At 53.6% G+C, this 17,758-nt stretch carries 15 protein-coding genes and 3 pseudogenes; 13 read left to right on the top strand and 5 right to left on the bottom strand.

Annotated elements, in window-relative coordinates:
• Positions 1-93: 93 nt before the first annotated feature.
• Positions 94-867 (bottom strand): SDR family NAD(P)-dependent oxidoreductase, encoded by a 774-nt coding sequence (locus ACYQ14_RS18345; RefSeq protein ID WP_459890226.1) that lies wholly within the window; start codon positions 865-867, stop codon positions 94-96.
• A gap of 173 nt (positions 868-1,040) precedes the next feature.
• On the opposite strand from ACYQ14_RS18345, the gene ACYQ14_RS18340 reads away from it, so the two are divergent.
• The 7 genes and pseudogenes from ACYQ14_RS18340 to ACYQ14_RS18310 all read left to right on the top strand — a co-directional run bounded on the left by ACYQ14_RS18340 (position 1,041) and on the right by ACYQ14_RS18310 (position 8,613).
• Entirely contained in the window at positions 1,041-2,003 is a 963-nt protein-coding gene (locus tag ACYQ14_RS18340) for an amidohydrolase family protein (protein ID WP_459890224.1), read from the top strand.
• 105 nt (positions 2,004-2,108) lie between these two features.
• On the top strand, positions 2,109-2,915 hold the full coding sequence (locus ACYQ14_RS18335) for a cyclase family protein (protein ID WP_459890222.1): 807 nt from the start codon (positions 2,109-2,111) through the stop codon (positions 2,913-2,915).
• Positions 2,912-3,877, top strand: coding sequence for a fumarylacetoacetate hydrolase family protein (locus ACYQ14_RS18330; RefSeq protein ID WP_459890220.1), 966 nt, complete (start codon positions 2,912-2,914; stop codon positions 3,875-3,877). The genes ACYQ14_RS18335 and ACYQ14_RS18330 overlap by 4 nt, the downstream gene beginning before the upstream one ends.
• Positions 3,878-3,934: 57 nt before the next feature.
• Positions 3,935-5,953 carry an AMP-binding protein gene (locus ACYQ14_RS18325; protein ID WP_459890218.1) on the top strand — a complete coding sequence of 673 codons (2,019 nt, stop codon included), beginning with the start codon at positions 3,935-3,937 and terminating at the stop codon, positions 5,951-5,953.
• A 100-nt stretch (positions 5,954-6,053) separates the two neighbouring features.
• Positions 6,054-6,725, top strand: a pseudogene (locus ACYQ14_RS18320) (thiolase C-terminal domain-containing protein); the annotation flags it as partial.
• Positions 6,722-7,105, top strand: a complete 384-nt coding sequence (locus ACYQ14_RS18315; RefSeq protein ID WP_459890216.1) for a Zn-ribbon domain-containing OB-fold protein — start codon at positions 6,722-6,724, stop codon at positions 7,103-7,105. The pseudogene ACYQ14_RS18320 and the gene ACYQ14_RS18315, both read left to right, overlap by 4 nt.
• A gap of 710 nt (positions 7,106-7,815) precedes the next feature.
• Positions 7,816-8,613, top strand: a complete 798-nt coding sequence (locus tag ACYQ14_RS18310) for a helix-turn-helix transcriptional regulator (protein WP_283837945.1) — start codon at positions 7,816-7,818, stop codon at positions 8,611-8,613.
• Positions 8,614-8,984: 371 nt separating this feature from the next.
• On the opposite strand, the gene ACYQ14_RS18305 is transcribed toward ACYQ14_RS18310, so the two are convergent.
• A complete protein-coding gene (locus tag ACYQ14_RS18305; protein WP_459890725.1) occupies positions 8,985-9,815 on the bottom strand; it encodes an IS5 family transposase in 831 nt (276 codons plus the stop codon).
• A 228-nt stretch (positions 9,816-10,043) separates the two neighbouring features.
• On the opposite strand from ACYQ14_RS18305, the gene ACYQ14_RS18300 reads away from it, so the two are divergent.
• From ACYQ14_RS18300 to ACYQ14_RS18290, 3 genes and pseudogenes are all read left to right on the top strand, one after another.
• The gene (locus ACYQ14_RS18300) at positions 10,044-10,439 is read left to right on the top strand and encodes a hypothetical protein (RefSeq protein ID WP_459890213.1); all 396 of its coding nucleotides are present in this window, start codon (positions 10,044-10,046) and stop codon (positions 10,437-10,439) included.
• Positions 10,429-10,635 carry a helix-turn-helix transcriptional regulator gene (locus tag ACYQ14_RS18295; RefSeq protein ID WP_459890211.1) on the top strand — a complete coding sequence of 69 codons (207 nt, stop codon included), beginning with the start codon at positions 10,429-10,431 and terminating at the stop codon, positions 10,633-10,635. The genes ACYQ14_RS18300 and ACYQ14_RS18295 overlap by 11 nt, the downstream gene beginning before the upstream one ends.
• A 245-nt stretch (positions 10,636-10,880) precedes the next feature.
• Positions 10,881-12,695, top strand: a pseudogene (locus ACYQ14_RS18290) (transposase).
• 387 nt (positions 12,696-13,082) lie between these two features.
• On the opposite strand, the gene ACYQ14_RS18285 reads toward ACYQ14_RS18290, so the two are convergent.
• Entirely contained in the window at positions 13,083-13,937 is an 855-nt protein-coding gene (locus ACYQ14_RS18285) for a transposase (protein ID WP_459890209.1), read from the bottom strand.
• A 261-nt stretch (positions 13,938-14,198) separates the two neighbouring features.
• A complete protein-coding gene (locus tag ACYQ14_RS18280; RefSeq protein ID WP_459890207.1) occupies positions 14,199-14,894 on the bottom strand; it encodes a hypothetical protein in 696 nt (231 codons plus the stop codon).
• A gap of 319 nt (positions 14,895-15,213) precedes the next feature.
• On the opposite strand from ACYQ14_RS18280, the gene ACYQ14_RS18275 reads away from it, so the two are divergent.
• The 3 genes and pseudogenes from ACYQ14_RS18275 to ACYQ14_RS18265 form a co-directional block, all read left to right on the top strand.
• Positions 15,214-15,768 (top strand): hypothetical protein, encoded by a 555-nt coding sequence (locus ACYQ14_RS18275; RefSeq protein ID WP_459890205.1) that lies wholly within the window; start codon positions 15,214-15,216, stop codon positions 15,766-15,768.
• Between the two features lie 59 nt (positions 15,769-15,827).
• Entirely contained in the window at positions 15,828-16,319 is a 492-nt protein-coding gene (locus tag ACYQ14_RS18270; RefSeq protein WP_459890203.1) for a hypothetical protein, read from the top strand.
• A gap of 90 nt (positions 16,320-16,409) precedes the next feature.
• A pseudogene (locus ACYQ14_RS18265) lies at positions 16,410-16,661 on the top strand (IS1595-like element ISHti5 family transposase); the annotation flags it as partial.
• A 14-nt stretch (positions 16,662-16,675) separates the two neighbouring features.
• On the opposite strand, the gene ACYQ14_RS18260 reads toward ACYQ14_RS18265, so the two are convergent.
• Positions 16,676-17,515 carry a hypothetical protein gene (locus ACYQ14_RS18260; protein WP_459890201.1) on the bottom strand — a complete coding sequence of 280 codons (840 nt, stop codon included), beginning with the start codon at positions 17,513-17,515 and terminating at the stop codon, positions 16,676-16,678.
• Positions 17,516-17,758: the final 243 nt, after the last annotated feature.

Here is a 17,758-nt window from a genome sequence, read left to right as displayed (position 1 = left end):
ACAGCCCCTCCACGCCGTAAACGGCCACCATCGTGGAGACAGTCGCTACCCCTGGCCAGGACCCATCCGAGCAGTATGTGTAGAACTGATGCCTCAATCGTAGCTCCCTCTAGTGTGTACCCAGCCGCCATCGACCAGAATAGATTCGCCGGTAATGTATTCGGCAAGGTCACTCGCCAGAAACACTGCTGTGTCACCAACGTCACGGGGCGTGGCGAGTCGGCCGAGTGCCGTTTCGTTTCCGCGCTGTCTCTTCATTTCTTGTGTGTCCGTGGCGAAGCCAGTCTCGTCGGTATATCCTGGTTCGAGCGCGTTCACCCGAATCGACGGTCCGAGCGTCTCGGCTAGAGCGAAGGTCATCGACTTCACGCCACCTTTCGACGCGCAGTACACGGCGCCGCCTTCGAACCCGGTTTCTGCCCCTACGCTGGTAACGTTGATGATCGATCCGCGGCCAGTTCCTTGCATCCGTTCAGCAGCTGCCTGACAGCCATAGAACGTCCCCTTGAGGTTGACCACGACGACGCTGTCGAAATCCTCGCTCGTGGTATCCAAGAAGCTGACGTCTCGAAAGATCCCTGCGTTATTCACCATCACGTCGATCCCTCCGAATTCCTCGGCAACGTCACACGCAGCTACAAAGTCATCGTACTGGGTAACGTCGCACTCACTGAAAGTCGCGGATGCGTCCGTTTCGCGCTCGATTGTCCTGTGGGTCGGCGCCAGATCGTCTCGTCGCGGTTCGCGGTCCACGTCGGTGACGACGACATCGGCTCCGTGTCTCGCCAACGATAGGGCAATTCCTCGTCCGATACCGTTGGTAGCTCCGGTAACGACTGCAGTTGCATCTGTGAGTAACGCTGACATCACGACTGTACATGTTTTGTGACCAGTAGTAAACATTCGGGTCGGTTCTCTTAGTTCGGTTGGTCCGTCGGTTTGCCGTCTGCGAACCGTGACGAGTTACCGGGTGATCGATACGGCTGAGTCGGATCAGCTCAAGCAGGTGCAATTATGTGTCTCGGCGAGAATCCCGAACCATGGCAACTTGCGACAGCAACGAGACCAGCGAATATACGTTCGATTTCGGTGGCCACGTCCACCCGGAACGAACCGCACCGGAACCGATTCGCCAGCTAAACTCGGCCGTTGGATCGCACCACACGGACGTCGCCGAACTCGCACGCTGGTACGAGGACGCTGGGGTCGACGGTGCGGCGCTCTCCCAGCCGTTCTACATCGGCCATGGAGACGCCAACCGCACTACCGACGCAAACGATGCTCTTCTCGAGGATATCGACGGCCACTCGAATCTCTACGGGCTTGCCGCGATTCCGACCGCAGCAGGCGGCGACACCGCCGCTAGAGAGTTCGAACGCTGTCTCGAAAACGGGTACGTCGGTGGTGCTCTCGAAACGATGAGCGACGGCATCGAACTCACGGACCCCGCCGTCGAACCGATCCTCGAGGTCGCGGATCGGACGGGGGTACCGCTGCTTATTCACCCTAAACTTGACGACTCTGTGCATCCAGACGCGCTCGACGAAACGTATCGTCTCAACGCGATATTCGGGCGCGAAGTGGCACTCTGTGAGAGTCTCTGTAAAGTGATCCACGACGGCGTGCTCGAGCGGTACCCGAATCTCACGCTCGTCTATCATCACCTCGGGGGCAACATCGCGAGCATGCTCGGCCGCGTTCACGTCCAGTTGGATCCCGGTCGATGGCCGAATCAGGAGGCCATAGTCGAGTTCGACGAGTTCGAGCAAACGTTGGCTGATCGGATCCACATCGACACCTGCGGGTTCTTCGGTTACGCTGCGCCGATCCGCGCCGCGCTTGAGGTGTTTCCTCCGTCACAAATCCTCTTCGCGACCGACGCACCGTATGAACCGCGTTCGCCGAACGAGGTCCGAACCATGGCGACGACTGTAGAGGAAGTCACGCCGGAATCTGCATCTCACCGTATCCTCGGTGAGAATGCGCTTGATCTCCTGTCATGATTCGCCGAAATGCGTGTACGGAGGGGATGGTGTAAGGCCGGACTGGACCAGCAATAATTGACGAATTCACTACAATTATATGTGTGTGTTGGTTTCTCACGACATATGTGGAATAAGCTAGTCTCAGGAGACGTTCGCATCGTAGACCTCAGTATACCAATCCAAGCGGATGTCGAAAGCGAACCGTGGCCACCAGAAATCGAATATGAAAATCACGAGGACGGAGCAAAAACGCTCGCGGAGCCGTTGCAAGGGCAGGGGTTCGACGTCGACCCTGAGGACTTCCCTGATGGGCTTGGGATGGCGGCGGAATTCATCACCGCTGCCCCGCACACGTCGACTCACATGGACGCACCGTGGCACTACGGCCCCGAGGTCGACGGCGAACCTGCGAAGACCATCGATGAGGTCCCCGTCGAGTGGGGTATCGGCGAGGCCATCGTTCTCGATTTTACGTGGAAGGAACCCCGAACCGAGATCAGCAAAGCCGAACTCGAGGAGCAACTCGCGAAGTACGATCACGAACTGTCACCGGGTGATATCGTCCTACTCCACACCGGTGCTGACGAGCGCTGGGGGACGGCCGAGTACCTCACCGAGTTCCCCGGAATGAGCGCCGAAGGGACGACGTATCTCGTCGAACAAGGGGTGAAGGTGATCGGAACCGACGCCTACGGCCTCGACAAGCCGTTCGTCGAGATGGGCCGTCGCTTCGAGGAAACGGGTGACAGCGACGAACTCTGGCCGGCACACTTCGCCGGCCGAGATGTCGAGTACTGCCAGATCGAAAAGCTGACGAACCTCGATGAACTCCCGCAAGGGACCGGGATTCCGTTCTTGGCGGTTCCGACACAGATCGAAGACGGAAGCGGCGGCTGGGTGCGACCGCTCGCGTTCGTGGAGGACGCATGAAGCTCGCCACGTTTGAGGTCACCACTGACGTCGGACGGCGTCGTCGCCTCGGTGTCGTCGACGGCTCATCGCTCCTCGACGTAACCGCCGGGTACGCACGCGTTCTCGAAACCGAGGGTGTAAGGCAACCGACCGCGCGTGCGAAGTGTCTCGCACCGGCGGATCTCCTCGAGTTCCTTCGGATGGGCGAGGACGCCTTCGAGGCTGCACGAGCCGTGTACGACGCGGGATTTCCCGACGAAACAGTTCGGGCGCCCGACGGTGCCAGAATTGTGTACGAGGAAAATGAGGATACGATTCGGTTGTTGAGCCCGCTCACCCGACCGACCTCGATCCGGGACTTTTCCGTCTTCGAGGACCATGCCGCGGACCACGAGAAGCCTGATGTCTGGTACGAACTACCGGTCTACTACAAAGGAAACCCCGACAGCATCGTCCATCCCGACACTGACGTCACTTGGCCTGTCTGGGAGGACTCGCTCGACTTCGAATTAGAGGTCGCGGCTGTCATCGGAACCCCTGGCGAAAACATCGATGCTGCGGACGCCAATGAGCACGTGGCCGGGTTCACGATCTTCAACGATTTCAGTGCGCGGGATGCCCAGTTCGAGGAGATGGAGATGCCGTTCGGACCGGCGAAGGGAAAGGACTTCGCCAATGGGTTCGGACCGTACTTCGTGACGGCCGACGCGTTCGATGCCGACGGCGCGACCGTCCGCACGCGAGTCAACAGCGAGGAGTGGATGACCGGAAGTCTCGCCGAAATGCACCACTCTTGGGGAGACATGATCGAACATGCCTCGAGAGGAGAAATCCTGCAGCCGGGAGACGTTCTCGGCTGTGGAACGATCCCCGGCGGCTGTTGCATGGATCTCGATCGGTGGATTGAAGCCGGCGATACGATCGAACTCGAGGTTGAGGGAATCGGCACGCTCACCCACCGCGTCGTTGCAAGCGAGTAAGAACACGCAGTGCGTACAAAAAAGAATTCAACAGAACAAACTACACTGACCGCAACCATGAAAGAACCTTCAGTGACACAGGACGATATCGTCCATGAGCCCAGCGAACCGTTCATCGAATCGACGAACGTCTGGGCGTTCATGCAGACATATGACATCGACAACTACGATGAATTGATCGCACGGACGACCAGGGATGTCCCAGGCGTAAACGCGTCCGGAATCGACTGGTTCTGGGAGGAAATCGTCGACTACCTCGACATCGAATTTTATCGAGAGTTCGACACGGTTCGTAACGGCACGAATGAACCGCAGTTCACGACGTGGTATCCCGATGGGACGATCAATATCGCTCACAACGTGTTGGATCGACACGCCGGAACGGACAGCGAGACCCAAAATTCGATTGCCTGCCTCTGGGAAGGTGAAGGTGGAAATGTAAGAAGAGTAACCTATGGTGAACTTCACCGCCAAGCGAATCAGGTTGCGAACGAACTCGAGGCGCGTGGCGTCGGCGCAGGTGACACCGTCGGGCTGTACATGCCGATGGTTCCCGAAGTGGTGTCAATCCTCTACGGCTGTTTCAAAGTTGGCGCCATCGCCGTTCCCATCTTCTCCGGGTTCGGGGTCGACGCGACTGCTAGCCGAATCGCCGACAGCGAGTGTTCCGTGCTGTTCACCGCGGACGGGTTCTATCGCCGGGGAAATCCTGTTGGCCTCAAGTCAGCAGCTGATGAGGCGCTCGAAAAGGCCGGCTACGTAGAACACACGATCGTCTACAAGCGGCTCGGCTCGAGAACTCCTGAGATCGATGTTGAGGTGCCATGGACCGGTGAAACCGATCACTGGTGGAAGGAAAGCGTCGCTACCCGCTCAGTGAACTACAAGACGTCCGAACTCGAAGCCTCCCATACGTCGATGTTGCTGTACTCCTCCGGGACGACCGGAATGCCGAAAGGGATCGTACACTCCCACGCAGGTCCACTCGTTCAGGCGGCGAAGGAAGTCCATTTCGGGTTCGACCTCATGGCCGACGATCGTTTCTGCTGGGTCTCTGATATTGGCTGGATGATGGGGCCGTGGACGCTCATCGGTACCCACACCTTCGGCGGCACGGTGTTCATGTATGAGGGAGCACCCGACTACCCCCAGCCAGATCGGTTCTGGGAGATGATTGATCGCCACGAACTGACGCAGTTTGGTATCTCGCCGACTGCGATTCGAGCGCTCCGCGAGCACGGGGACGAGTGGCTCGAAGGCCACGACCTCTCCTCGCTCCGAATTCTCGGCTCGACCGGGGAACCGTGGGATCTCGAGTCCTGGCTGTGGTTCTACGAGCGCGTCGGGAACGAAGAGTGCCCGATCATCAACATTTCCGGCGGAACGGAAATCATGGGCTGTTTCCTGATGCCAATGCCGATCCAGTCTCTGAAACCCTGCTCACTCGGGGGGCCGGGTCTCGGCATGGACATCGACATCGTCGATAGCGATGGAAAGTCCGTGAAAAACGATAATGAACGCGGCTTCCTCGTCGCCAGAGACTCCTGTCCCTCGATGACGAAATCGCTCTGGGCTGGCGACGACCGCTACGGAGAGGAGTATTGGTCCACGTTTGAGGACCCGCCGCTGTGGGATCACGGCGATTGGGCCCAGCGTGACGAGGACGGCTACTGGTTCCTCCACGGTCGGGCCGACGACGCCCTCAACGTCGCCGGCCGCAAGGTCGGACCCGCGGAGATCGAAAGCGCTGCGATGGAACACGACGCCGTCAATCAGGCAGTTGCGATTGGCATTCCCGACAAGAGGACCGGCACTGCCGTCGTCCTTTACACGATCGTGGAGACCAAGTTTGATGAGTCAGAGTCGCTTCGGAACGACATCCGGACGCTCGTCGGTGAACAACAGGGGAAGCCGTTCCGTCCTAACGAAGTAGTGTTCGTAAACGAACTTCCAAAGACCCAGTCCGGGAAGATCGTTCGCCGAATTGTGGAGGCTATTCACGTCGGCGAGAATATCGGCGACCGGTCGAGCATCGAGAACCCGTCGGCGCTCGACGCGCTCGAGGAGGCACGATGACGATTGGTTCGAGTGAGCGAACTAGAAGTCAGATTTCGACTGCCAGCCCTGGACCGGTTCCCGCGGAGGTGCGATAACTCGATGTCGACGGTGCGAATCGCTGGCGGTGGAACGACACCGTTCACATGCCGTCGACAATCTGATCGCTCAGTTCCAGCATGAGATCGCTGTCAACGACGTTCTCGTTGCACCCATTATCTCGGATCCGCTCGGGTTGTACGACGCGTGTCCGGTGACCGACGGCGCAAGTGCGATCGTCCTTGTCAGTGACGCGTTCGCTGCGTCGCACGGATGTTCGGCACCGACGATGATCACCGGAACGGGACAGGCGAGCGATCGACTCGCGCTGCAGGCACGGGACTCGCTGATCGAAACACCAGCAACATCAGCGGCCGCAAGCGCAGCGTACAGACAAGCCGGAATCGAACCGACTGACATCGACGTCGCGGAAGTCCACGATTGCTTTACTATCGCGGAAATCCTCGCGATTGAGGGTTTGGGTTTCTATGACATCGGCACTGGTTATCGGGCTGCTCGAGACGGCGAAACTTGGTCGAACGGATCGCTTCCGGTCAACCTCTCGGGAGGCCTTAAAGCGAAGGGCCACCCCGTCGGTGCAACCGGCGTTGCACAAGTCGTTGAGCTTACGAAACTCTTGAACGGTCGCCATGTGAACGCGAACACCGTGCCAGACGCAACGACTGGGCTCGCACACAACGCCGGTGGAACCGTTGCCTCGGCGACGGTCACTATTCTCGAGGTGGTCGAATGACTGGCGAACGAGGTCTCGAGACGTGGCTTGATGCCGTCGAAACGGGTGACGGGTATTATCTCGAGTGCCCGGACGGCCACGCCTCACTCCCGCCGCGGCAGGGATGTCCATCCTGTGGCGAAAACATCGACCAGCGACAGCTCCCTTCGACTGGTAAACTCAGTTCCTACACGATGACAAACGTTGGAGCGACACCGTTCAGCGACGAAGTACTGATACTGCTCGGAATTGCCGCGTTCGGCCCGATTTCAGTTACGGGCCGTCTTCCGAATATAAAACCTGAAACGGTGACTTTTGGAATGACCGTTACACTCGAAGTCGAACGGCGTGGTTCGTCAACCGATCGACTGCCCGTCTTCTGCGCCAAGAACGGTCAGTAGTAAATTAATCGTTGAGAGAACTTTGAACGGAATGTTGGTAGCTACTAACACCGAACCAGAAATTGTCTAACAGGCAGATAATTAATGGCATAAAATCGACACAACAACAGGTATGGAATCGTATAAATAACATATATTCATACATTATTATACTTTCAATCGACTTTCAAACACTACTAGTCGAGCGCTATAGTACGCCAATAACACTATTAATAATTACTAGTTAAAAACAAATAAGAAGCATCCCACCATACGCACTTTGGTACGAATCAAATGCAGTAATCACTATCTCTGAATGTATACCTCTGGAGAATACTCACAACAGAGGAGGTGAGCTACCAACGGAGTTAGTCCATATCTACAAATATGGTGCAGTCGTTCGATACTGTTTCTACCTATCCCTCGTCCGAACGGAGCCACGTTTGGAAGTGAATATGCCAACACACATATGTTCTGGACATAGTTGGTCGCTTTTGCTCAGAATAACAGGTTAAATATATGTTTTTTAAATCATCATAAGCTTGTTTTGCAGTCCAAGTTACGAATGAACGCATACTGCAGCGACCGCTCAAACGTGACGAATAACAGTGGCAACTTTCGAGTTCGATTGTAGATTAGTATTACTAGCCGTTGTACTTCTGTTGATCGACCGACCTTCTCCTATCATTCTCACGTAAACTATTTTTGAGGGTGTCTCTAATTACCACACAATGTCTGAGGAGTCATTGGCGTCCACCCTTGTAGAAATTCTCCCACAACGATTTCAGATTTTGAGCCTGTTGAAAGACCGTCCAATGACACAGAAGGAACTCAGTAAGCACGTCGAGAGTTCCCAATCAACAGTCCACCGAGCTGTAACCACGTTCGTTGAGTTACATATTCTCGAACGAAGAGATGACCAGTACCAATTGACAGATTTCGGTGAGCGCGTCGTATATGAGTATGCCAGTTACCTAGACCAACTTGAGTCACTGTGTGACCGACAACTCGTTCATATGAAAGTCGCTGATTCGATTTCGTTTCAATCCCCTATATTCGAGGATGCTGAGATTTTTTTCAATCAACCATACACGCTGGATGCGGCGAGCCATAAGAACAGGCGGATCATTCAAAATTCGACCAGCGTTCGCAGCGTGCTAGATGGAATCGCTTCCAGTTATCTCGTGGCACACGAATTACTTCTCGAAAATGAATACCATGAAACGACCATAGTAGTTTCCGAAGATGTAGCCAATGCTCTGCTGAATACGTACAAAACAGAAACAAAACAACTGATTCAATCGGATCAGTTTGAATTGTTTCGCGCAACTAGTCAAATACCGTATACAATTACGATTGCAGAGACTGACATAGATTCGTATGCAATATTAATGAAACACGAGAAGAATACGGTAACGTTCAACGTACGAAATAATACCCCTGAAGCGATAACTTGGGCAGAGCAACGGTTCACTGAATGCTTGGAAGGTGCTGAGAAGATAACGATGTCTGATATCGATACCGATTGAGGAGGTTCGATCGTGAATTATGCTTGTTATTCTCACATACCAAGATTCAAGTGGAAGTTGAATACTTCGTTCCAAATTACGAACGTAGACTCCCTAACCGTCCTGCCGTCTCCTCTTCTGCACTGGCAGACGTGTTGCGAAGGTAGGGAATAATGCACAGGTCCGCCAACGACCACTTGCTGCCCTGAGTAGTCTCGCGAACTGGTACTCACGAATGAACAAACCGCTTTTTTCAGAAAGACGATGAGAATTGGTTGCTGCGGATCAGGTCCGCACACGGTAGCGTTATTTCTGCTTTCTTAACTGTCTGTGATATTATCCGTCGTGAATATGGCGATTCGGGCTTGTTTAGACGCGTGAGATCAGTGGTATCAGAGCCTCACAGCTTGCTCGATGTTTCTGACGGTAGCCTTTAGGACAAGCTCTCTGAACTGGCCAAACCACGTTCTAGCCCGCAACGTCTCGCCGAACCGATGTTTTAGAGCGAAGAAGACTGCCTCGACGATCGATCGGCGATGATAGACGTTCTCGTCGTGGCGAGCGTTGTGCGCTTTGTCGAGTGAATAGAACTCACGATGTTTGATCACCGGGCGAATGCCAGCGTCTCTGAGTTCGTGCCGCAGCGCGTCCCAGTCGTAGCTTTTGTCGGCGGTAATCGTCGTCAGCTGTGCCATATTTCTCGTCAGTACCTGTCGTCCGACCTGGGTGTCGTGCGGCTGTTTCATCGAACAATGGATATCGAGGATGACGCTGGTATCGCAATCGACGAGCGCTGTCGTCTTGATATCGTCAAAGTTGTAGCCGACGCGAAGAACGTAGTGGCGGCTTGCTTGATGGCGTTTGAAGCCAGTTGCGTCGATCGCCTGCACATCACCAAGCTCGTGCAGCGAGACGGATAGCCGCAGCAACACCCGCCAGATCCGCATTTCGAGATCCTGTTTCCGCGTGCAAACAGTGGTGAAATCCGGGAGCTGATCCACAGACAGTCCGAGTTTCGCGGCGATTCCGGGCATCTCGTACAAGATATCGAGTAATCGGCGGTAGGGTTGGTTCAGATACTCTCTAAGACAGTGAATCGAGACGATCACCCAGTCAGCGTAGCCGCCGTCACCCTTCTCAACCGCCGGAGCTGGCTCGCCAGTGACAGCGTTCTGGGACAAATCGACCCATTGGTCCGTGAAGCGGGCAAGTTGAGACGGCATACTCGCTGTTTCCTCACTCAACACCACATAATCCCGGTCGAGACGCCAACTGAGCGGCATCTAAACGTGGCCTGGCGATTCTATTCACGAAGACCGACTAACCAAACATTTATTTGTATGGGTGGTATACCCGACACTATGGGAGAAATACCTGACAATTTGTTACCTGAATCCGACAGTAGTGCCTCCAAGAGCGCAGTAGTGTTTCTAACCGATAGCTAAGAGATCATGAGCGAACTCAACTCAAACCTCGTCCAACAGAAGAGGAGTGGATACGTATTGCTAGCAGGAGCCGTTGCGACGCTTATTGGAGGTGCTTTGGCCTTCCAATATTATGACGTTCCCACGGTGAGTTATGTCGGGCTTCTCGTCCCGGTTGTGATCCTCGGTGCGTTTGGAGTCAGAGCTGTGTCGGCAGGTAATAGCGAGAGAGCGATCGGAGATGAACGGACTCAACAATTGCACGGTAGGGTTAGTATCAATGCCTTCTGGTGGTTGGTGAGTATCCTCTTCATTGATGGCGTATTTGGGGTGTATCCCACTGAAGATACAGGATTGCTATACGCGGCTACCGGACTAACCGTGTACGTCGTCTACTATGGGTATTACAGGTATGTCCAATAAAACCATAGAGAACGAATTGAAGGTCTATCGGGCAAAGCACGACATCACCCAGGAGGAACTTGCGAAGGAAGTCGGCGTCACACGCCAGACAATCAGTGCGCTTGAAAAGAGTCGGTATAATCCGTCGTTAGAGCTTGCATTTAAGATTTGTGAGTACTTCGATTGTTCTGTGGAGGACATATTCACATACGAGTGATCTCTATATTTGCGGCAGTAAGGAGTACAATATATGGGTGTTCTGGATATTTATATACAAAGGCCCGTATTTTCTGAGTAGTGACAGCACGCGCGGGACAGGCCCCGACGAGGTCACGGTGGGAGCGCCTCGGTCCGGCGAGGCGTCTCGACAGCGCGGGCTACGAATCCACACCGAAAGACTACGAAGTAGAAGGCCTCTATGGCGCAGACACCGTCGAGGTTGTCGAAGCGCGGTCCTTCGACATGACTTTTCGGGAGATGGTCGATGGAGCTCTCAGTAGTTACCCGTACCAGCAACAGATCCGGCACGACCGCTCTGTCTCGCTGGAAGATCTCGTCGCAGAGGTGCCTACGTGCTACCTCCGCTTCTACGACACCTACGACCACGAACAGGGGGACCCGAAGCCGTGGGAAGCTGTCTTCCGGGCGCACGTTCTTCGGTGTGTGAAAGGCTGGAAGAACGAAACGAAGCTCTGGAAGTACCTCAAGCAGCAGCCGTTCCTCTGTACGCAGCTGGGATTCGAAGACATCCCGGACCAATCAACACTCTGGCGAGCGTGGGAGGACCGCCTCGCTGAGGTACAGGAGGCTGTTCGGGACGCCGCCGAGGTCGTCGTGGACATCGCTCGCTACCACGACATTCTCGCGCCGGAGCCGGAGTTCCTGCCGGACCAGCCAACCGATACGGTCACGAAATCGAAGAGCAAGGACACGCTCGCGCGGGAGAAAGCCCGTGAGGTCTGGAAGGGCGCGAAGCCGATCGTCGAGGACTGCTTCTACCTCGATCGCGGCAGCAACTCCTCAATTCCTGAAGGCGCGTTCTGGGAACAGCAGTCTTACCTCGGGATGCGAACCGACATGCATCCGAATGACGGCGCACAGTCGTTCGCGGAGGACACGACCCGAGAGCGGACGCCGTCGGGCGACTCGCACCGACTCCAGACGAAGCGGCTTGGTATCGAGCGCACGCGAACGATGCTTCGAGAGAGCGCCCGAACGCTCGTTGCACGCGCGAAATCGAGAGATTAGATGGGGCGCAAGCAGATGGCTGCTATCGACATTACGAAGGGGAATCCGTGGGGTGGCGAGGTTACCCGCAACAGTAGCGGCCGGAACCAAGAGCCGTGGATTCTCGGGTACAAGGGCGATGATGGACCGTTCTTCCAGTGGGCAGTCATCAAACTCGTCGGCCATGATGTACCGCTGATCCTCGATGCGGTCCCAGTCGAACGTGGCCGCAAGCGAGCTAACCTCGTGGACGACCTCCTCGAAGGTGCAACCGACGTCGCGCCGGGACTGGACCTCGTGATGATGGATCGAGAGTTCGCCAACGACGGCGTCAAAGACGCCTGCGAGAAGCATGACGTTTACTACCTGAACCCTGCCGTCGTCCGGTCCAGCAGCGACCACGAACACCAGATCGCCAAGCTCGCCAGTGAGGACAAGGATTTCGACGTCGTCGAGCAGGAACGGCTGGACGATGGTCCGACGCGGAAGGCTGTCTACCTCCCGAAGCGCGAGTGGGGACGCGAGGAAGAGGATGGCGACGGCCCGGAGGTGACTATCCGTCAGGAGTTGCTCGATGAGTTCTCCGATGTGGGTGATACGACGCCGCTGTCGGAGGACCGCGACGCCGACTCGCCACTCGGCAATCTTCTCGATGAGATCCAGGAGGAAGAGGAGATCGACGAGCCGGCACGGGTCGAAGCGCCGACGGTCCCCTTCGAGACGAACCTCCCGTGGGTGGACGTCGAACCCGAGGACGAACGGGAGATGAAACACCAGATCGGGCGGCTGATGTCCCGGTACAAGCGTCGCTGGGGCATCGAGAACGGGTTCAAGAAACTGAAGACCTTCCTCGCGGAGACCCAGTCGCCAGACCACCGGTTCCGGTACTTCAACTTCGCGTTCGCCTGTGTACTGTACAACTGCTGGCGACTCGTGGACATCCTCGTACAGCTCGAACTGGACGGTGAGGTCGGCGACGGGCCGGCGATCTCGGCGAACTCGTTCCTGACGTTCGCCAAGAAGAGCTACGGTCTCGACCCTCCCGACTAACCCCGCGTTTCCTCTGGGTTCGCTCGGTCGGTAGTGGCGACGCTACCCTGAAATCGCTTTTCTCCGGCAATTTATGACCGGAAGTCGATAGTTTTCTCAGAACCGTTCCTTCAGACTTTGACGCCGACTTATTTCACATTCTTTACCCGTGGAATCTGTGCATCATAGTGCCATCTTCGCAACATCCAGAGGTTCGGAGTTTGGTTCTGCTACAAACGAAGAGACGTTCAATACAAGAGAACTATCACTGAATTATTGTAAAGAAGACTAACTGGACTGCACGGATGATACTTTCCATTCAGAGACGACAAGTGTAGTGTGAAAATAAGGGGTGAAAGAGAAGGCTGTTGCTACCCGAAATCGAGAACCCGAGAGAAATAGGGCTGCTCAGTCTGGAGGATCAAAGCCGTCGAGGAACGTCTCGATGCAGCCCGACGACGTGACTAACGGCTTCAAACGGATCTCGTCATCCCCCTTCTCGTAGTCATCATACGTTGCCTTGACGAGCACCTTTACGAGGTGGTCAACCATTCGCCAGAGGTTGTAAAGCAGTACACCGAAGATGAAGCTGAAACATCGCATTCGATAGTCCGTCGACGCGATCGACGGCAGGAACGACTTAATCGACTTGTACCCATTTTCGATATCCCAGCGCCGAGAATACTGTGATGTCAACCCCATCGCTTCATCAGGAGAGACCTCGTCTCGGTTCGTTATGAACACGGCATAGTCGCCCCCATCTGTTGTAGCGAACTTTTTGTTTCTTGAGGGCACGAACATGAAGTTCACATCATGACTGTGTTCACCATCAATATGTAACGGAACATCTTCCAGGACAGCAGCATCTGCAACTGGATGCTCTTCCACCTTCTCGATATCCTCCAGATCCTTCTCGTATTTCTTCTTTGGAATTAGATACGTTACTCCCCATTGATCAAGGATATCCTGAACACCGTGAGAGTCAAACTCCCTATCTGCCATCACTTTATGAATATCGACATGTTGGGTCGCCTGCTCCATTAGCCGATCGACGATCTCGTGGTTCGGCATTGATTTCCCGTCATCGCCTTCCCATCCCGAGTTCCGCCGAACTGGTTCGACGGCGATGACGATCGGAGCGTTGCGTCCAACGATTGAGAGTGTTGCATACTCATACCCATATGAGTGCTCGTCCTTTTGCCCGTGTACCATCTCTGGATAGTCTTCTTTCGGAACTTTAGTCTTCCCTGTCTTCTCGTTCACAACCATTCGTTCGTCATCTGGTTCGATATCTTCGGGCGATTTCCACGGTGACGAATGGAATGGGACAACTGTGTAGTCGATCGCAGCGATTACTGGCTCTTGAAAGCTCTCAGTTCCTCGAATCGAACTCAGTAGATACGAGGTCGCCTCATGGAACCGATCTTGAATTGTTTCCGCGATCCGAGTTGGTGATGGGATTGCGGACTGATCAGGAGTGGTAAAGTCATCTAATGAGTATTGATATATTTTCGGTGTAGCCAACTACTTGATAGCTCGCACGTGCGTATCATTATGGAGAGCATCCTCCTGCTTTCGATTCAACATTCGATAGATACCTCGTGAGCCAACTCGCTTCATCAGGCTCATTTTTGTCTGGGATTCCCAGATTGCCATATCACTGTGTTTGGTATTCGATGCTCTCTCCGTATCAAACGCTGAGAAGATATGTTCCCGACCGAGATCGATGATCTTGGGGACATGCTGGTCCACATAGTGATGCAGTGGTTGTGGAGTCTCAGACTCAGTATCGTCGCTGAGAGGCGGTGCAAGCTCTTCCGAGACGATATCTTGCTCGTGTGCTTCTGTATGGATCGCTCGTGCAACTGCCTCAACCACCCGCCGAAGTGGCGGTGTGAATCGGTTTCGCCACGTATACGAGAGCGTTCCTTGCGACGGTCTGTTCTTGAGTCCGAACCGCTGTTGAAGGTATGCCCAGGTCTCGAACCGATCGGCCAGTTTCAGATCGCTAAAGTCACCCACTTCCTTGTAGGTGAACACCCGAATCATCGACTCGAGCTCAAAGATTCGATCGCCCGATTTGGTGTAGGTGTCGTCGATCTTGGAAACGGGGATCTCGAGTTCCTGAACGACTTTTGAAATGCTATCGTGGATTTGGAGAAGGGTATTCGCCTGCTCGACGAGGTTTTCCGTGAGCTCAGGATACTGGTCTCGGCTCATCTAAACATCACCCGCAGAATAGATGAAATGAAAGAACCAAGCGGCTCAGAGACTGCTAAATCCGCATATTCAGTCCGCGAACCGTGGGGAGTTCCTCTCATAGCGACCAGGGAAAATTCGCTTTGATATAGAGCTATATTTCGTAGCAATATCTATTCGTTTCGCTTGTCCAATCGTTAGAACTCCAGCCTTATGAAGGGTATACAGCGGTTTAGAATTGAAATCGATTGGACCGCAGGACAGGTGTAGTTTAGGAATTAATTTGATTTAGGGATTAGTCTCATCTATATCCGTCTTTGGCTATTTATCTCAGCCAGTAATGGATCAAGGGCCGATAGAAGAGTACTTGCGGAGAAAAGGAGCACTTGAGATTATCGTTGAAATCGGAACTGGAAGTGCAACGTTCCAAGATATCGAAGATGCTGTGCTTGTGAGTTCTTCTACCGTTTCGACTCGTCTTCGCGAAGGCGTTGAAACTGACCTACTTGAGATTACTCACCGACCAACTGATCACGGGACGCAGAAACGATATACGACGTCTGGACTGGGAGAGCGTGTTGTCCATCGGATTCGAGAGATCGATCTCGACAAGACTGTCGAAAAACTTCAACGACTTCAACGCGATCGCGATACTGAATTAGAACGGCTTATCGGTCGACTCAACCGCGATAAAGAAATTGTGAGTTATGAGTACAGTCGAAGACCTTCTTCAGTACCTGAAGAAGTTGATTTTGATCAGCTTTCAGAGTATACAGAACCCTCGAAAAGTGAACTTCAGGAAGCCCACCAGGAAAAATTGGAGAAAGAATTAGATGAGGATATCATTGGGAAAAACGAACTGGATAACGATGATACTGAGACGAATTCAGAATAGACTTGTCATACAACCGTTCCCATACCCGTCTATCGATACTGTTGTACCGATAAGTGCGTATGCGAACCTATCACGAGATTGTAATTGAGAAAATATTTTACCCCTGCCATTCTTTGGCTGATATGAACCGGCGTGAGTTCATTGGGTTTGCTGCGAGTGTTGGAATCGGTACAACGGCAGGCTGTTTGTTCGGTGATAGCGAGGAATATGCGACGTTACAGGATATGTATCTTCGTAATTCTCATAGCAGTCCTGTAACGGTGGAACTCAGTATTGAGAGCGAAAACACAGATGAAATATTATATTCAGAGGAACGTGAAATGTCACCAGAGGGAGAGTGGCATCCCGATTGTGTCTGGCCAGATGAACCCATCACAGTGGTAGTTAACCACACTGATGGCAACGAACAGGCTAGTTTCACCACCGCAGACGAAGAAGGTTGTCAAGGTCTAATGGTCGAGGTGCGCGAACAGCGACCAGCACTGTTCGTTCATACCTCTTCTGAATGCCCTATCGACACGGCACGGTGTCATACCGATAACGAGAGGTAGTGGTTCAAGATACAGGGGGTGAATTTTGACCACCAGTGTGTCGTCTGTCATCCACACTCCGTTCCCTACGTGACCTGCACAGATCAGTAAACCATCTACGATGGAATCGACGAGTACGACGAGATTGATGGCCATCTCGCCATCAATCACGACGAACACTACGTCGTCGGTGATGCTCATACAAACAGCTGTGAGAACCGACATAGCTTCCTTCGCAACTGGTTGCGAAGGCTCCGAGGTGTCTTAAAACACCACTTACAGGGCTATTTAAACTTCTTCAGCCTGATTCTCAACACCGACAACTGGTTCGAGAAAATCTTGAGTACTGACTTCTACAGATGAGCGTAGTACTAATATTAGGTTCTACCCTCTGTGGGCGGCGGTGTCGGGGAGAAGTTGGAGGTAAAACTGTCGTCATCGAGGCTCGGGTGCCGTTCTCCGCGAAACCGGCTCCATTCGAACGCCCACTTCAGCGCGATAAAGGAACCGACCAACACCACCAGCGACACCCCTCCAGCGGCTGATTGGGACATAACGGCTGGGAGTGTGGAGGTAAGCACGACAGCTGTTGCTACTGCGTATAAGAAAAATAAAACATACATGAAGAAATACAGGATAGCGTACTTCACTTGGATCTCCAGCGCCATATGCGCCGTCAACTCCTGATATCGTCCCGTGGCGAAGTAGTACCGGTAGAACGTGATGAAATGGGTGAAACCGATAAACAGGGCGATTATAATTACGGCCGGAATCTCAAACATCGAAAACTGTGCAAAGAAATCCATTACGTTGCCACCTCCCCCTGATCGAGCTCTCCCGAGTCCCCACCCCTCCACAGTTACTGCACCGCCGACACCGATAAGCAACACCAGCATACCACCCGTTGTGGGAAGGACAAAACGCAGATTCTTCAGATATACTGGTGGGATGGATCGTACGATTCTTCGCGGATTTTCTCCAAATCGACGGTCAACGAATCCAAGTGGCCCCGCAGGAACGATACGTTCGCGTTCCTCGAGATGGCTCTCTGGCTTTGCAAACATCGTCAGGCCGGTGTAGAGTAGAAGGACCGTCATCGCCTCAAACACGTATAATAACGCTATTGCGGTTCCCGGCAACTCGAGCAAAAAATACGCCACTATCGGGAGCACAGTAGCGAGCGCAATCGCTGCAAACTCAATTTTTTGTTCTTTCATTATTGTCCCTCCTGTTCTATTGTTAGACCACTCACTAAGGGATAATATATATGGCGGAAAATGAGGCTTCATCTCATTTATATAATTGAGAAATGATCTTTTGACGTTCACTCATACATCCTTTTAGTTAACGAATAGAAAATATTTGCACTCAAGTTAAACCTCTCAACACCACCGTATACAGGTTTCTAACTATAACGTGGTCCATTCTTAATTGCATGCTTCACACCAATGCGGTAAACA

The organism is Halostagnicola bangensis (assembly GCF_054653435.1).
This window is presented reverse-complemented; position numbering and strand designations above follow the sequence as displayed.

What these genes read in the sequence shown, in the direction of transcription:
- ACYQ14_RS18345 (WP_459890226.1), bottom strand. Translation starts at nt 867, where the DNA reads ATGTCAGCGTTACTCACAGATGCAACTGCAGTCGTTACCGGAGCTACC.
- ACYQ14_RS18340 (WP_459890224.1), top strand. Translation starts at nt 1,041, where the DNA reads ATGGCAACTTGCGACAGCAACGAGACCAGCGAATATACGTTCGATTTC.
- ACYQ14_RS18335 (WP_459890222.1), top strand. Translation starts at nt 2,109, where the DNA reads ATGTGGAATAAGCTAGTCTCAGGAGACGTTCGCATCGTAGACCTCAGT.
- ACYQ14_RS18330 (WP_459890220.1), top strand. Translation starts at nt 2,912, where the DNA reads ATGAAGCTCGCCACGTTTGAGGTCACCACTGACGTCGGACGGCGTCGT.
- ACYQ14_RS18325 (WP_459890218.1), top strand. Translation starts at nt 3,935, where the DNA reads ATGAAAGAACCTTCAGTGACACAGGACGATATCGTCCATGAGCCCAGC.
- ACYQ14_RS18315 (WP_459890216.1), top strand. Translation starts at nt 6,722, where the DNA reads ATGACTGGCGAACGAGGTCTCGAGACGTGGCTTGATGCCGTCGAAACG.
- ACYQ14_RS18310 (WP_283837945.1), top strand. Translation starts at nt 7,816, where the DNA reads ATGTCTGAGGAGTCATTGGCGTCCACCCTTGTAGAAATTCTCCCACAA.
- ACYQ14_RS18305 (WP_459890725.1), bottom strand. Translation starts at nt 9,815, where the DNA reads ATGCCGTCTCAACTTGCCCGCTTCACGGACCAATGGGTCGATTTGTCC.
- ACYQ14_RS18300 (WP_459890213.1), top strand. Translation starts at nt 10,044, where the DNA reads ATGAGCGAACTCAACTCAAACCTCGTCCAACAGAAGAGGAGTGGATAC.
- ACYQ14_RS18295 (WP_459890211.1), top strand. Translation starts at nt 10,429, where the DNA reads ATGTCCAATAAAACCATAGAGAACGAATTGAAGGTCTATCGGGCAAAG.
- ACYQ14_RS18280 (WP_459890207.1), bottom strand. Translation starts at nt 14,894, where the DNA reads ATGAGCCGAGACCAGTATCCTGAGCTCACGGAAAACCTCGTCGAGCAG.
- ACYQ14_RS18275 (WP_459890205.1), top strand. Translation starts at nt 15,214, where the DNA reads ATGGATCAAGGGCCGATAGAAGAGTACTTGCGGAGAAAAGGAGCACTT.
- ACYQ14_RS18270 (WP_459890203.1), top strand. Translation starts at nt 15,828, where the DNA reads ATGCGAACCTATCACGAGATTGTAATTGAGAAAATATTTTACCCCTGC.
- ACYQ14_RS18260 (WP_459890201.1), bottom strand. Translation starts at nt 17,515, where the DNA reads ATGAAAGAACAAAAAATTGAGTTTGCAGCGATTGCGCTCGCTACTGTG.